This is a genomic window from Kribbella sp. NPDC050124 (genome assembly GCF_044460355.1).
In the GTDB taxonomy this organism is placed as follows: Bacteria; Actinomycetota; Actinomycetes; order Propionibacteriales; family Kribbellaceae; genus Kribbella.
In genome coordinates, this window is the sequence record NZ_JBITJU010000001.1 from 576,586 (window position 1) to 589,972 (window position 13,387).

13 protein-coding genes are annotated in these 13,387 nt (G+C 68.9%); 5 read left to right on the forward strand and 8 right to left on the reverse strand.

Features of this window, described 5'->3' with window-relative positions; translation table 11 throughout:
- Window positions 1–35: 35 nt before the first annotated feature.
- A complete protein-coding gene (locus ACIBL3_RS02890; protein WP_360478197.1) occupies window positions 36–362 on the forward strand; it encodes a helix-turn-helix transcriptional regulator in 327 nt (108 codons plus the stop codon).
- Here ACIBL3_RS02890 and ACIBL3_RS02895 read toward each other — a convergent pair.
- From ACIBL3_RS02895 to ACIBL3_RS02910, 4 genes are all read right to left on the reverse strand, one after another.
- Entirely contained in the window at window positions 342–986 is a 645-nt protein-coding gene (locus ACIBL3_RS02895) for a permease prefix domain 1-containing protein (RefSeq protein WP_396351453.1), read from the reverse strand. The two genes, ACIBL3_RS02890 and ACIBL3_RS02895, sit on opposite strands and share 21 nt — an antisense overlap.
- Window positions 987–1,016: 30 nt before the next feature.
- Window positions 1,017–1,424 (reverse strand): DUF2784 domain-containing protein, encoded by a 408-nt coding sequence (locus ACIBL3_RS02900; protein WP_396351454.1) that lies wholly within the window; start codon window positions 1,422–1,424, stop codon window positions 1,017–1,019.
- Window positions 1,425–1,429: 5 nt separating this feature from the next.
- A complete protein-coding gene (locus ACIBL3_RS02905) occupies window positions 1,430–2,086 on the reverse strand; it encodes a GNAT family N-acetyltransferase (protein WP_396351455.1) in 657 nt (218 codons plus the stop codon).
- A 70-nt stretch (window positions 2,087–2,156) separates the two neighbouring features.
- Window positions 2,157–2,345 carry a hypothetical protein gene (locus tag ACIBL3_RS02910; RefSeq protein WP_396351456.1) on the reverse strand — a complete coding sequence of 63 codons (189 nt, stop codon included), beginning with the start codon at window positions 2,343–2,345 and terminating at the stop codon, window positions 2,157–2,159.
- 194 nt (window positions 2,346–2,539) lie between these two features.
- On the opposite strand from ACIBL3_RS02910, the gene ACIBL3_RS02915 reads away from it, so the two are divergent.
- The 4 genes from ACIBL3_RS02915 to ACIBL3_RS02930 all read left to right on the forward strand — a co-directional run bounded on the left by ACIBL3_RS02915 (window position 2,540) and on the right by ACIBL3_RS02930 (window position 6,797).
- Entirely contained in the window at window positions 2,540–3,850 is a 1,311-nt protein-coding gene (locus tag ACIBL3_RS02915) for a PLP-dependent aminotransferase family protein (protein ID WP_396351457.1), read from the forward strand.
- A gap of 298 nt (window positions 3,851–4,148) precedes the next feature.
- A complete protein-coding gene (locus ACIBL3_RS02920) occupies window positions 4,149–5,096 on the forward strand; it encodes a D-alanine--D-alanine ligase (RefSeq protein WP_396351458.1) in 948 nt (315 codons plus the stop codon).
- A 7-nt stretch (window positions 5,097–5,103) separates the two neighbouring features.
- Complete coding sequence (locus tag ACIBL3_RS02925) at window positions 5,104–6,048, forward strand: SURF1 family protein (protein ID WP_396351459.1); 945 nt, start codon at window positions 5,104–5,106, stop codon at window positions 6,046–6,048.
- Between the two features lie 395 nt (window positions 6,049–6,443).
- Window positions 6,444–6,797: a DUF3817 domain-containing protein gene (locus ACIBL3_RS02930; RefSeq protein ID WP_396351460.1), complete on the forward strand. Its 354-nt coding sequence runs from the start codon at window positions 6,444–6,446 to the stop codon at window positions 6,795–6,797.
- A gap of 2,372 nt (window positions 6,798–9,169) precedes the next feature.
- Here the strand turns inward: ACIBL3_RS02930 and ACIBL3_RS02935 are convergent.
- The 4 genes from ACIBL3_RS02935 to ACIBL3_RS02950 form a co-directional block, all read right to left on the reverse strand.
- Window positions 9,170–10,126: a ParB/RepB/Spo0J family partition protein gene (locus ACIBL3_RS02935; RefSeq protein WP_396351461.1), complete on the reverse strand. Its 957-nt coding sequence runs from the start codon at window positions 10,124–10,126 to the stop codon at window positions 9,170–9,172.
- 325 nt (window positions 10,127–10,451) lie between these two features.
- Window positions 10,452–11,387, reverse strand: coding sequence for an AAA family ATPase (locus ACIBL3_RS02940; protein WP_396351462.1), 936 nt, complete (start codon window positions 11,385–11,387; stop codon window positions 10,452–10,454).
- A gap of 557 nt (window positions 11,388–11,944) precedes the next feature.
- Window positions 11,945–12,616, reverse strand: coding sequence for a 16S rRNA (guanine(527)-N(7))-methyltransferase RsmG (rsmG, locus tag ACIBL3_RS02945; protein ID WP_396351463.1), 672 nt, complete (start codon window positions 12,614–12,616; stop codon window positions 11,945–11,947).
- A gap of 24 nt (window positions 12,617–12,640) precedes the next feature.
- On the reverse strand, window positions 12,641–13,168 hold the full coding sequence (locus tag ACIBL3_RS02950) for a protein jag (RefSeq protein WP_396351464.1): 528 nt from the start codon (window positions 13,166–13,168) through the stop codon (window positions 12,641–12,643).
- Window positions 13,169–13,387 lie beyond the last annotated feature (219 nt).

Genomic DNA, 13,387 nt, shown 5'->3' on the forward strand with positions numbered 1-13,387 from the left:
CTCGACAGTAACAGACATATGAGTAGACTGGCTACATGAAGGCGGATGCGCTGCGTGGACACCTCGACCCGATGATCCTGGCCGTCGTCGAGCACGAGCCGCTGCACGGCTACGCGATCATGGAGGCGCTGCTGGAGCGCAGCGGCGGCGAGCTGGATCTGCCGACCGGCACGCTGTATCCGGCGCTGCGGCGGCTCGAGCGAGCCGGCTACCTGGCCAGCGAATGGAGCACGGTCGGCGGGCGGAAGCGCCGTACCTACCAGCTCACCTCGGCCGGGCAGAAGATGCTTGCCTCAGGCAAGCAGGAGTGGCTGACCTTCCGCGCTGTGGTGGAAGGAGTGCTACGCCCGGGCCAGGCGTAGGCACCGCCCGGCCTGCAGACCGACGACCAGCAAGGGCAGTACGACGAAACTCGACACGACCGCGTAGTCGAGCAGGGTGCCCGGACGCGTGCTCGTCGACGCCATCCCCACCCCGATCGCACTGATGACCGCCGAGCTGACAATGGCGAACTGCGCCGTCACCCGGCTGATGCGGTCCCGGATGATCGGGTAGCGCATGCCGACGCCGGCTCCGATCACCGCGAGGACGGCGCCGGCGATCGACACCATCCCGATGCTCCGGACCAGCGTCTGGAGGAAGTCGTTGAGCGCGCTCTCCTGGACCGGGTCCTGGTTCCAGCTCCAGGCGTTCTCCTGCCAGACGATCGGCTGCAGGATCAGCACGAGGAACAACAGCATCGCGGTCCGTCGGCTCTGGCTGACCGCGAGCTCGGCCCGGTAACCGGGCACCACGTCGTCGAGCGCGCCGAAGTCGGCGACCGCTTCACGCTCGGCCTGCCGATGATCGAGACCGTCGGCCTCCAAGGCTTCGGTCGCGTCGGTCAGGTGGTCCCGCGCCTCGGCCAGCAGGTCGGCCTTACGCCGGCGTGGGCCGGGCAGTGCGCGGCTCAGTCCGGTCAGGTACTCGTCGACAGCGCTGGACACGCCTTCCAGTATGGGGATCGACCGTGCGGATCACGTCCGGGGTCCCACTGAGTCTCCCCTGACATCGGTCTGCCCGGTCGCCTTGCGACGGCGCCGGCGGAGGACGAAGAAGCCGACGTACCCGATCACCACCAGCGCGAAGCCGACCTTCTCCGCGGTCGGGGTCGCGCCCTCCGGCCAGATCGTGCCGTCCAGGTAGTGGTTGATGTACCCGGCCTCGTACACGGTCTCGCCACCGCGGCGCAGGAAGTACTTCTCGACGCCGGTGAAGGGGCAGTCGTAGTCGATGACCACGATGGCCAGGCTCCAGATCACGATGGCGAGCTGCGCCCAGATCAGCTTGGGCCACTTCCAGGCCAGGAAGGCGCCGAACACGAAGAACAGCAGGAAGGCCGCGTGCAGGACGAACATCACGTCCGCGAGAAGGCGCCAGCCCATCGCCGTCAGCCTGTCGAGGTGCGGCTCAACGCGTCCCGGACCGTTACCGGTGCGGGTGGCGTGTGTTCGGGCCGGATCGCTCCCATCAGTCGCTCCACTGCCGCCTCCATCTCACTGCGCCACGTGATCGCGGATCGCAGGTCCAGCCGCAGCCGTGGGTTCCGCGGGTGTTCACGGACGACCCCGAAGCCGACGGCCCTCAGGAACTCGGTCGGCCAGACACATCCCGGACCGTCCCACCGCGAGTCCCCGAACGCCTCGACCGCCCGGAACCCCTGCTTCAGCACATCCTTGGCGACCGCCTGCACCAGGATCTTCCCCAACCCGAGCCCCAAGTACCGCGGCAGGATCCGCCCGGTCGCCAGTACGACGGCGTCCGGGCTGACCGGCGCGGTCGGAAACGCCTGGATCCGGGGCAGGTACGCCGCCGGGGCGTACACCGCGAACCCGGCCGGCTCGTCGTCGACGTACAGGACGACGCCGGCGTTGCCGCAGTCGAGCAGCAACTGGGACAGCCAGGCCTCCTTCTCGAGGCCGGTGTCGCCGGTCCGGTCGGCCTGCTTGGCGGCCACCGGGTCCAGCTCCCAGAACACGCATTCACGGCACGGCACCGGGAGCTCGTCCAGGTTGGCGAGCGTGAGCGGTTCGAGCCGTCGGGCCATCAGCGGGCTCTGGTCCTACAGATTGTCGACTTCGTCACGGTGAGTGTCGCCTCGAGTACCGTCGAGTCGCTCATCGTGCCGCCGGGGCGGGTGCCGGTGCCGGCTTCCGCGCGTCCGGGGTCACCGCCGCCTGCGGGGCGACGTACCGCTGCTGCACCTTCGCGGCCGGTTGCCGCCGGAACAGCTCGCCCGCAAACCCGGCCAGCACGCCCAGCAACAGTCCGCCGAGCGTCCATCCGGCTGCCTTGCCCACGCTCATCCGATCCGCCTTCCGCATCCACCTCTCAGGCCGCACCCTGCCGTCGGCCGTCTCAGCAGCCAGATCACGGCATGGTCGAACCTGCCCCTATAAGGCATGGTAGTGAGAGGTCGCGCGGATCCACAGCCCAGGCACGCTTGGGCCGGTCGGCGTAACCTGGTGACTTCCCCTCGATCGCCTGTTGGAGTGGCTCCGTGAGTGCTGACCTGCCCGATGTCCGGCAGACCCGTCTCGACAACTACGTCGATCGGTACGCAGCACGGACCAAGGGCATGACGGCATCGGAGATCCGTGCCCTGTTCGCCGTCGCCAGCCGCCCGGAGGTGGTCTCGCTCGCCGGCGGGATGCCGAACATCGGTGGCCTGCCGCTGGACGTGGTCGGTGGCGCGGTCCGTGACCTGGTGATCGACAACGGCGCGACCGCGATGCAGTACGGCTCCGGCCAGGGCGACCCCACGCTGCGGGACCAGATCTGCGACGTGATGCGGCTGGAGGGGATCGACGCCCATCCGGACGACGTCGTGGTCACGGTCGGCAGCCAACAGGCGGTCGACCTGGTGACCCGGGTGTTCTGCGATCCGGGCGACGTGGTGATCTGCGAGGCTCCGTCGTACGTCGGGGCCCTCGGCGTGTTCCGCGCGTACCAGTGTGAGGTAGTCCACGTCGCGATGGACGACGACGGCGTCGTGCCGGAGGCGCTGGAGCAGGCGATCGCGTCGGTGCGTGCCGCGGGCAAGCGGATCAAGTTCTTCTACACGATCCCGAACTTCCACAACCCGGCCGGCGTCTCGCTGTCGGTCGAGCGGCGAGCGCGGGTGCTGGAGATCTGCCAGCGGGCCAACCTACTGGTGCTCGAGGACAATCCGTACGGGTTGCTCGGGTTCGACGGCGACCCGTACCGCGCGTTGCGGGCCGACGATCGCGAGGGCGTGATCTACCTCGGCTCGTTCTCGAAGACGTTTGCCCCAGGATTCCGGGTCGGCTGGGCGGTCGCGCCGCACGCCGTCCGCGAGAAGCTCGTGCTGGCACAGGAGTCGGCGACCCTGTGTCCGCCGGTGTTCAGTCAGCTCGCGATCTCGTCGTACCTGGGCCGGCACGACTGGCTCGGGCAGGTGAAGCAGTTCCGGGAGATGTACCGGGAGCGCCGCGACGCGATGCTGGGCGCGCTGACCGAGAAGATGCCTGCGGCAACGACCTGGACCAGGCCGGGTGGCGGGTTCTACGTCTGGCTCACCCTGCCGGACGGGCTGGACGCGAAGGCGATGCTGCCGCGGGCGGTCACCGCCCGGGTGGCCTACGTACCCGGAACCGCCTTCTTCGCCGACGGTTTCGGGTCGCAGTGCATGCGGTTGTCGTACTGTCATCCGACCCCGGCCCGGATCGTCGAAGGCGTCAGCCGGCTGGCTGCCGTCGTCAACGAGGAGCTCGAGTTGCGGCAGACGTTCGGGCCGATGACGCCGGGGCCGAGGCGCGACTACGACGCACCCGGGCCGGAGCTGAGCTAGTGTCCCGCGTCGGATGTCGCTTGAGTGATTGCGGTGTTCAGGTGCGTGCATCGCGGTGCTTGAGCAGTGGCCTCGATGCGGAGCATCGTGGGCGCTGGGCAAGTGCCGTGAGGTGCGTGCCTGGGCGCCGCAAGCGCCAAGGGACATCCGACGCGGGACACTAAGGGCTATTGCGCAAAGGTTGCGCAATGGATCTGCGGGCGGCCGGGGGTCCCTGACACGGTAGGGGTACCGTTCCAGTGGGCCTCGGGACCGGCGACCGAGCCGGAGTCGCCTACGAGTGATCGGGATATTTGTGATGAGTGATCTGGGTCGAGTGCTGGTACTGGCCGGCGGACTGTCACACGAGCGGGACGTCTCGCTTCGGTCCGGCCGGCGGGTCGCCGACGCCCTGCGCAGTGTCGGCGTGGAAGTCGAGCAGCGCGACGTCGACGCCAACCTGGTCGAACGGCTCCGCGACGATCCGCCGGACGCGGTCTTCCCCGTCCTGCACGGCGTCACCGGCGAGGACGGCGCCCTCCGCCAGGTCCTCGACCTGTACGGCGTTCCGTACGTCGGCGCCGCCGCGGCTGCCTGCCGGACCGCCTTCGACAAGCCGGTCGCGTCGACCATGGTGTCCGCGGCCGGACTCTGCACGCCCGCGTCGGTGGTGCTTGGGCACGACACGTTTCGCGAGCTCGGCGCCGGTGTGTTGATGGAGGCCGTGATCAAGCAGATCGGCCTGCCGCTGGTGGTGAAGCCTGCGCGTGGTGGGTCGGCGCTCGGTGCGTCGGTCGTGCGGTCTGCGGAGGAGCTGCCGTCTGCGATGGTGAACTGCTACGCCTATGGGCCGGTCGCGTTGATCGAGCAGTACGTCGATGGGACCGAGGTTGCCGTGACCGTGGTGGACACGGGCGACGGACCGCGGGCGCTGCCGGCGGTGGAGATCCGGCCGGACTCCGGGTTCTACGACTACGAGGCGCGGTATACGGCCGGCGCCACGCAGTTCGTCGTACCGGCTCGGCTGGACGCCGGTGTAGCTGAGGCGTGCGCATCCGCGGCTGTGACGGCGCATGAGGCGCTGGGGCTGCGGGACCTGTCGCGGTCGGACCTGGTCGTCGACTCGTCCGGGGTGCCGTGGTTCCTCGAGGTGAACGTGGCGCCGGGGATGACGGAGACGTCGCTGGTCCCGCTTGCCGCGGAGGCCGCCGGGATCGAGCTCGGTGTGCTGTGCCGCGACCTGCTGGCTGCTGCCGCGGCTCGTTGAGGTTCTGATGCCTGAGCAGTCCTTTTGGCGGACCGTCTTCACACCGCGATGGTTCGGGCTGCTTCTGCTGGCGCTGACGCTCGCCGCGGTGATGTCGGTGATGGGCGTGTGGCAGCTGCAGGTGTACCAATCGAAGACCGCGGCTGCGACCGCCAAGCGGGCAGAGGGTGCGCCGGTGGCGCTCCATTCGCTGTTCTCCATCGACGAGGGCCTCCCGTCCAAGGCCGTCGGCCGCCGGGTCACGATCAGCGGCACCTGGGGACCTGCCGCCGACCAACTCTTCATCACCGACCGCCGCAACGGCGATCGGGACGGCCTGTGGGTCGTCACCCCGTTGATGCTGGACGGCACTGATTCCGGCGCGGTGATGGTTGTCCGCGGGTGGGTCGCCTCCACCTCGGATCCCGCCGTGATAGCGCCCGCTGGGCCGGTTTCACTGAGTGGCGCCGTGGCCGCCTCCGAAGCCCAGGACGCTTCCGGCGACGCCGCGAAGAGCCGGGTCCTCCCGTCCCTCCGGATCCCGACCATCGTGCACATGGTCGACTACCGGATCTACGACGCCTTCGTCGTACAGACCTCCATCGACTCCGGTACGACGCCCCAGCCGGCGCCGGCCGTCGTACCACCCCCCGCTCCCCCCACCGACCACGCCGGCCTCCGCAACGTCGCCTACGCCTTCCAGTGGTGGATCTTCGCCGCCTTCACCCTCTGGATGTGGACCCGCATGGTCCAAGACGCCCGCCGCCCCGACCCAAACCCCGAACCCGATCCCGACCAATCCCCCACCCCGGACCCCACTCCACCCAGCGAGCAGACCAACACCGGCACCGGGACGACTGCCGCGCGCGCCACCCGAACCGAGACCGCTCCAACCGAGACCACTCCAACCGAGACCACTCCAACCGAGACCACTCCAACCGAGACCACTTCGGCTGGGACCTCCGGCGCTTGAAGCCGCTACCTGGGACCACTGCGGCCAGCCCAACTGCGGCCGACCCAATCAGGTCTCGGACAGTCGGGTGCGGGCACATGAGGCTGACCGCGCGGGAGCGAATCCACGTGGGGCACTCGGGCTGGGCCCGCGAGCACTGGGCCCGCGAGCACTGGGCCCGCGAGCACTGAGGCCGCGAGCACTGAGGCCGGGACCGCTGAGGGCGTGAGCACTGGGGGCGCGAACACGGGGGGGCGCGAATGCTGGGGGCGCTAACACTGGGGGCGCTAACACTGGGGGCGCTAACACTGGGGCGCGAACACTCGGGGCGGATGGCTGGGAGTGCCGAGGGGCGGAAGGGCTGGGGCTGCCAACCGGGGCGAGGAGGCTGTGGAGTCAAGCGGTACCGTTTCAGCGTGACTTCACCAGCCGACCCCGCCACGTCCGCCACCCCGCAGCCGCTCACCCCGGCCATCCGCGGAGCCCTGACCCGCTACCGCGTGATCGCGTACATCGTCGGTGTGATGCTCCTGCTCCTCCTCTTCGTGGCGATGCCCCTGAAGTACCTGGCCGACGACCCCAGCGCCATGAACGTCATCGGCCCGATGCACGGCTTCCTCTACGTGGTCTACCTTCTCGCCACGTTCGACCTCTTCCGCCGCGTCCGCTGGTCCTTCACCCGCCTGGTCCTGATCGCCCTAGCCGGCACCATCCCCTTCCTCTCCTTCTACGCCGAACGCAAAACCACCCACGAACTAACCCGCCCCTGACCCTCAACCGCCGATGTTTCACATGAAACATCCACCGCAAATCCCCAAGTAGATTTGTCGACATATCCCGTCGACCGTCTGCCTACTCTCGCGAAGATCACCCGCGGATCGACGCAGCCACAGACGACTACCTCGCCCCCGAAATTCCTCTGTGAGCACGATCCTCAGCGAGCTCGACGCACACCCGGCGCCAACACCACCAACCGCCGCGCCCACAGCACGCCTCACCAGAATCCCCTCACCCAGACACCCCACGAATCCTCGACGCGGGCGAGACTCCAACTCGCTAAGAATCCCGCTGACAGAGGAATCCCGCGCTTCAGCTGATCCAACCGACCGCCGCAACGTCGCGTCGCCCAGAATCGAACCGGCCGGCAGGACCTCCGCCCGCCTCCCCGGCTCACGCGCTACGGCATCGCGCGACCCCAGGCACCCACCTGATCACGTAGACATGTCGGCCGCCCGTCGCGGTGATCAATGGCACCGCCATCCACCCCGCAGCCGCCGCGCCGGTTGACGCCACGTTCATCGGAGCTGTCGTCACCGCAACCAGTTCGCCGCTGCGCTTCGCACTGCCGTCGTTCACCCGCGGCACCGCTAGGCCAGCCGCAAGCGAGCGATCCATACTGCGACTACCGCGCGGCGATGGCCACCACGGGTGCGCTTCAGCGCCGCCGTTGTCCGCCCCCGGCATCGCCGGCACAGCCGCAGACTGCCGATCCACACCGCGGCCGCCCCTCCGCTTCGTGCCGCCGTCGTTCACCCGCGGCATCGCTAGGCCAGCCGCAGGCGAGCATCCACACTGCGATCATCGCGCCGACCTTCGCGGCTGCGCTTCAGTGCTGCCGTCGTTCACCCGCGGCATCGCTGGGACAGCAGGCTGGCGGTCCACACTGCGGTTGTCGCTGACCGCTCGCGGCCACAGTAGTCGCCTGCCCTCTGACGCCCATCCGCACGGTGCCTGCTGAACGGGATACCCCGGACCGCATCCGCAGATTGGCCCCGGACCGCATCGCCACACGCACCCCCTAGAACCGCCGCCCGTCGGGTCGACCGCAGCCAGCCCACCGCTGGCCCGGCGGCTTGCCACTTGCGGGTTTGTGATGGCTGGCGGGTTACAGCACGCCATCGTGACATAACCCGCCAGCCGCCGACTGCAGACCCAGCCCTACCAGTACTCGGCCCGGACTCGGGGCGGCTCGTCGCCTGTCCGGAGCGCGCCGCTCGCCAGGAGGTCCAGATTGTTGGTCGGCTCGTCGAGCTCGTGGCGGCAGCAGCGAACTGGCCTGGCGGCAGACCCGCCTCGTCACGGCACCGCGTGAGCACTCTGGAGTTCCTCTGTGAGCGAGATTCCGAGCGGGCTGGAACCCTGACGCTGCTTGCGTTCTCCGGGATCTTCTTGGGGAGCGGTTGGCCTGTGACGGACTTCGTGGAACGGCTCGTGCCCAAGGAGATGCTCATCTCGGATGACGTCGACTTCGTGATGCAGCGCGGGTGGGTTCTCGTCAAGGCTCAGCTCGAAGAGGCTCGCGCCTAGGTCGACGGCTGGCAGACGTTGGACCGCCGTACGGAGATCCATCAGGTCGATGACCGCCCGGTCGGAACGCGCTACCTCACCGTCCGCTGCCCCGCCAGCGCCGACGTAGCTCAGCAGCTCCGCCACGAGTGCGACCTCTGGTCGACGCAAGAGCCACTCGACCCCCTCGCTACGCCGCCCCCTTGCGATGCAATTCTTACCTCGGTCGACGCGGCGGCCCTCGCCGCTACGGGACCAGGACGCAGCTCTGGTCCACGCCCTCCAACCTCTCGCGACGCGGCTGTCACCTCGGCCAAAGGCGCGGCTCTGTCCGCCACGGACCGGGACGCGCCGCCTGTGGTCCACGCCCTCGAGGCGCTCGCGACGCACTCTGATCCCGGCATCCGCCAGGCGATCGCCATCGGTTCCGGCCAACTTCCCCACCCCTGGCTTGGTCACCCTCGTCGCGACTCTGAGGGACACCGACCCGGTCGAGCACGTCCGCACCGACGCGTCCCTCTTCCTCGCGGCACTGCGTACCCGCTCCTAACCGCCTCCCCCTCGACCGCGGCTCCCGGTCGCCGCACCGCGCTGCCCGCGGTAGTGGGGCCCGGACCGCGCTGCCCGGGGTAGTGACGGCCCGGAGCGCGCTGCCCGGGGTGGTGACGACCTGGAACTCGCTGCACGGGATGGCGATGACCCGGAGCTCGCTAGCCGGGGTGGTGGCGATGAGCGGAGGTCGCTGCCGACAGTTGGACCTGTCGGCGGGGTGTCGGCGGGGTGTCGGCGGGGTGCTGTTTGCGGGATGGCAGCGGCCTCGGAGCGGGGGCTTCGGGGCCGGGTGGTGGGGGTGGCGTCAGGGGGTGGGCTTGTTGGGGTCCATGAGGGTGACGATTCGTTCGAGGTCGTCGAGGGAGGCGAACTCTACGGTGATCTTGCCCTTGGTTTTGCCTAGGTCGACTTTGACTCGGGTTTCGAAGCGGTCGGAGAGGCGGTCGGCCAGGTCGACGAGGCGCGGGGCGACCGGCTTGGCGCGGCGGCGTTGCTGGGGGGCGTCATCGGCGTTCATGTCGCCGAGGGCGACGATCTCTTCGACGGTGCGGACCGACAGTCCTTCGGCGACGATGCGCTGGGCGAGGCGTTCGATCGCATCGCCGCTCGGCAGGCCGAGAAGTGCACGGGCGTGGCCGGCCGAGAGCACGCCGGCGGCGACTCGGCGCTGGACCGAGGCCGGCAGCTTCAGCAGCCGGAGCGTGTTGGAGATCTGCGGACGCGACCGGCCGATGCGGGTGGCGAGGACTTCCTGGGTGCAGCCGAAGTCGTCGAGCATCTGCTGGTAGGCGGCCGCCTCTTCGAGCGGGTTCAGCTGGCTGCGGTGCAGGTTCTCCAGCAGCGCGTCCCGGAGCATCACGTCGTCGGAGGTGTCGCGGACGATCGCCGGGATCGTGGCCAGGCCCGCCTGCTGGGTCGCGCGCCAACGACGCTCGCCCATGACGAGCTCGTACTTGTCCGCCTCCAGCCGCCGTACGACGATCGGCTGCAGCAGGCCGATCTCCTTCACCGAGTGGACCAGCTCCTCCATCGCCTCCTCGTCGAAGACGGTGCGCGGCTGCTTCGGGTTCGGAGTGATCTTGTCGACCTCGATCTCCGCGAACGACGCGCCCGGTACGGCGGCCAGTTCGGGCTCGGTCCTGATGGTCGCCGGCGGTGCACCGGGAATCGAACTGGACTTGCTGCCGAGCGTTGTGCTGCTACCGGGAGCGGGTGTGCTGGGAATCAGCGCACCAAGTCCGCGTCCGAGTCGGGTGTTCATCGCGCTCCCTCGAGTTCGACAACCTGCTGATGTTCTTGGAGTACCACTGCCCGCGGGCTCGTTTCACGTGAAACGCCGACCGGCACCAGTAGCTGCCTGAGCAACCGTAACTGGTCCCACCCAGCACTTCGAACGCGCATCCACAGGACCGCTTGTCCGGTGCCGCGATTCCACAGGCGGCGTTCCACGTGAAACCGAGCCGATCCCGTTCCACGTGAAACCGGGTCGAAGCGTTCCACGTGAAACGCCCAGTGCTCCCGACCCGGTGGCTGACATGCGACGCGCCGGCCGAGAAGGACTCGACCGGCGCGAGGGGTGGTTCGGGTCAGGCGTTGTTGCGCATGGCGATCTCGCGGGAGGCCTCCAGGTACGAGAGGGCTCCGGCGGACGCCGGGTCGTACGCGAGCACGGTCTGTCCGTGGCTCGGCGCTTCGGAGATCCGGACCGAGCGCGGTACGGCGGTCCGCAGCACGGCGTCACGGAAGTGGCCACGAACCTCGGCCGCGACCTCACCGGCCAGCTTGGTCCGGGCGTCGTACATCGTCAGCAGGATCGTTGAGACGTCGAGCCCGGGGTTCAGGTGCGACTTCACCATGTCGATGTGCCGGAGCAACTGGGACAGACCCTCGAGTGCGTAGTACTCGCTCTGGATCGGGACCAGCACCTCGCGAGCCGCGGTCAGCGCGTTGACGGTGAGAAGACCGAGCGACGGCGGGCAGTCGATGAAGACGTAGTCGTACTTCTCGCCGGCTGCCTCGGTCTCGGCCAGGTGCGCGTCGAGGGCGCGCTTCAGCCGGCTCTCACGGGCCACGATGCTGACCAGTTCGATCTCGGCACCGGCCAGGTCGATCGTCGCCGGCACGACCTGGATGCCCGGGTGCTCGGCGCACGGCTGCAACAGCTTGCCCAGCGACTCGCCTTCGATGATCGCTTCGTAGACGCCCGGGGTGCCTTCCGAGTGGTCGATGCCGAGAGCGGTCGACGCGTTGCCCTGGGGGTCCAAGTCGATGACGAGGATCCGGGCGCCGTACAGGGCGAGACCCGCGGCGACGTTCACCGTCGTGGTGGTCTTCCCGACACCACCCTTCTGGTTGGCGACGACGAAGACCCGGGTTTCGGCGGGCAGCGGGAACTCGCGACCCATCGTGCGTCCTTCGTTCACGAGCAGGGTCCGTTCGGTGGCGGCGGCGATCGGAGTCTCGAGGAGGCGTCGCTGAAGCTCGTCCGAGGTGGCCCGCGCGGCGATCTGTGCGGCAGTCATAGCGCCCATTCCGATAGGTGCGGGACTTGGCCCGAAGAGGATGTCAGTTGGGGTCGGGGCGGGTCTGCCCCCAGCTTCGTCCACAGGCCTCTGTGGACGAATTCCCGTGTGCAGGGGCAGTTTCATGGGGTCGTCATCCACAGGTCGTGGAGACTCGTCGAAGTCGTTCTCGGCGTCCACCAGTGACGCCGATTCGGCCCGGACACCATCATCTCGCGACTCCGCTGTTCCACGTGAAACGGACGCCGAGTCCGTCGACGGAACCAGGTCCAAGCCCGTCGCAGCCACCGCCCGAAGAGCAGCTCCATCCACAGCCGGAGCAGTAGGTGCGGCAGGTGCGGCAGGTGCGGCGGAAGCGGAAGTCGGGGTCGGCTCCGAGGAGGTGGCCGGCTGAGGGGGCGTGGGAGCAGAGGAGTCGGGTGCGGTGTCGGTGGTGGGGTCTGAGGTGATCAGGCGGATGGCACTCTGAGAATCTGTCGGCCAGCCGATGCCCTGCGCTGTCTTCGGCTCACCCGTGCTCTTGTCCGGCCATCCGAGGGCACGACTCACCAACCCGCTCACCTCCCGCGTCTTCCGTGCCGGGATCCCCCTGCAGCACGTCCGGCCACAATACTCACGACTGTCGTCGGCTGGGCCAGTTCATCCGCACCGAGTTGGTGAATGTGCCAAACCTCGGCCCCCAGCGACTCGAGCTCGCGCTCCGAGGCCTCCAGTTCCTCGTCGGCGGACGACCCCTTCATCGCCAGCATCAGTCCCCCTTCGGCGCACAGTGGCAGACACCACTTGGCCAGTTTGCCCAAGGGAGCCACAGCCCGAGAAGTCACCACGTCGTACGACGCCGATGGAAGATCCTCGGCCCGCGAACGCACCACCGTGGCGTTCTCAAGACCGAGTACGTCGACCGCCTCTTGCAGGAAGGTGGTGCGCCGGAGCAACGGCTCGACGAGCGACACCTGGAGGTCGGGACGGACCAGCGCCACCACGATCCCGGGCAGGCCGGCGCCGGTGCCGACGTCGGCCACCGTCGAGTCCGGCGGGATCAGGCGCTCGAGGACGGCGCAGTTCAGCAGATGCCGGTCCCACAGCCGCGGGACCTCGCGCGGGCCGATCAGGCCGCGCAGCGTGCCCTGGGTGGCGAGCAGGTCGGCGTACGCCGCAAGCCGCACCGCCGCCCGTGGATACAACTTCTCCACGAGCGGCGGCGTTTCACGTGAAACAGGTTCGGTCACAAGCGGGAATGTCCCGTCATCGGATCAGGCCGGCTGGACGACGACGCGGCGGCGTGGCTCCTCGCCCTCGGACTCGCTGGTCAGCCCGGCGGCCGCGACGACGTCGTGGACAACCTTCCGCTCGAACGGCGTCATCGGGTCCAGCCGCACCGGAGCGCCGGTCGCCTTCACCTCGTCGACCGCCTTGCGACCGACCTCCTCGAGCTCCGCCTTGCGGTTGGCCCGATAGTTCGACACGTCCAGCATCAGCCGGGAACGCTCGCCGGTCTCGCGGTAGACCGCCAGCCGGGTCAGCTCCTGCAGCGCCTCCAGCACCTTGCCGTTCTCGCCGACCAGGTTGTTCAGCTCGGCGCCGACGATCGACACCGCGGCGCGGTCGCCGTCGATGTCCATGTCGATGTCGCCGTCCAGGTCCGCGATGTCCAGCAGCTCCTCGAGGTAGTCGGCCGCGATGTCGCTCTCCGCCTCGAGCGCCTTGAGCCGCTCATCCGAGGTGGACGTCTTGGCGGTGGGCTGCTCCGCCGCCTCGGTGTTCTGCGTGCCGTCGGTCACGGCCAACTCCTTCACAATCTCGAGATCCGCCCCACGGGGACCCAGGTGTACACAAGCAGGCAGGGTTACCGGCGACCGGTCAGCGGGAGCCGCCGGACTTCTTCTGGGCCGCCTTCTTCTGCGCGGCAGACTTCGCCGCGGGCTGGCGCTTCGCCGTCGTACCCTTCTTGCCGGCCGGCTGCTTCTTGGCAGCACCGGCCTGAGTCTTCTTGGCCGCCG

Excerpts from the sequence above, each read along its gene's own strand:
- ACIBL3_RS02890 (WP_360478197.1), top strand. The coding sequence starts at position 36 with ATGAAGGCGGATGCGCTGCGTGGACACCTCGACCCGATGATCCTGGCC.
- ACIBL3_RS02900 (WP_396351454.1), bottom strand. The coding sequence starts at position 1,424 with ATGGGCTGGCGCCTTCTCGCGGACGTGATGTTCGTCCTGCACGCGGCC.
- ACIBL3_RS02905 (WP_396351455.1), bottom strand. The coding sequence starts at position 2,086 with ATGGCCCGACGGCTCGAACCGCTCACGCTCGCCAACCTGGACGAGCTC.
- ACIBL3_RS02925 (WP_396351459.1), top strand. The coding sequence starts at position 5,104 with ATGCCTGAGCAGTCCTTTTGGCGGACCGTCTTCACACCGCGATGGTTC.
- ACIBL3_RS02940 (WP_396351462.1), bottom strand. The coding sequence starts at position 11,387 with ATGACTGCCGCACAGATCGCCGCGCGGGCCACCTCGGACGAGCTTCAG.
- ACIBL3_RS02935 (WP_396351461.1), bottom strand. The coding sequence starts at position 10,126 with ATGAACACCCGACTCGGACGCGGACTTGGTGCGCTGATTCCCAGCACA.
- ACIBL3_RS02910 (WP_396351456.1), bottom strand. The coding sequence starts at position 2,345 with ATGAGCGTGGGCAAGGCAGCCGGATGGACGCTCGGCGGACTGTTGCTG.
- ACIBL3_RS02920 (WP_396351458.1), top strand. The coding sequence starts at position 4,149 with ATGAGTGATCTGGGTCGAGTGCTGGTACTGGCCGGCGGACTGTCACAC.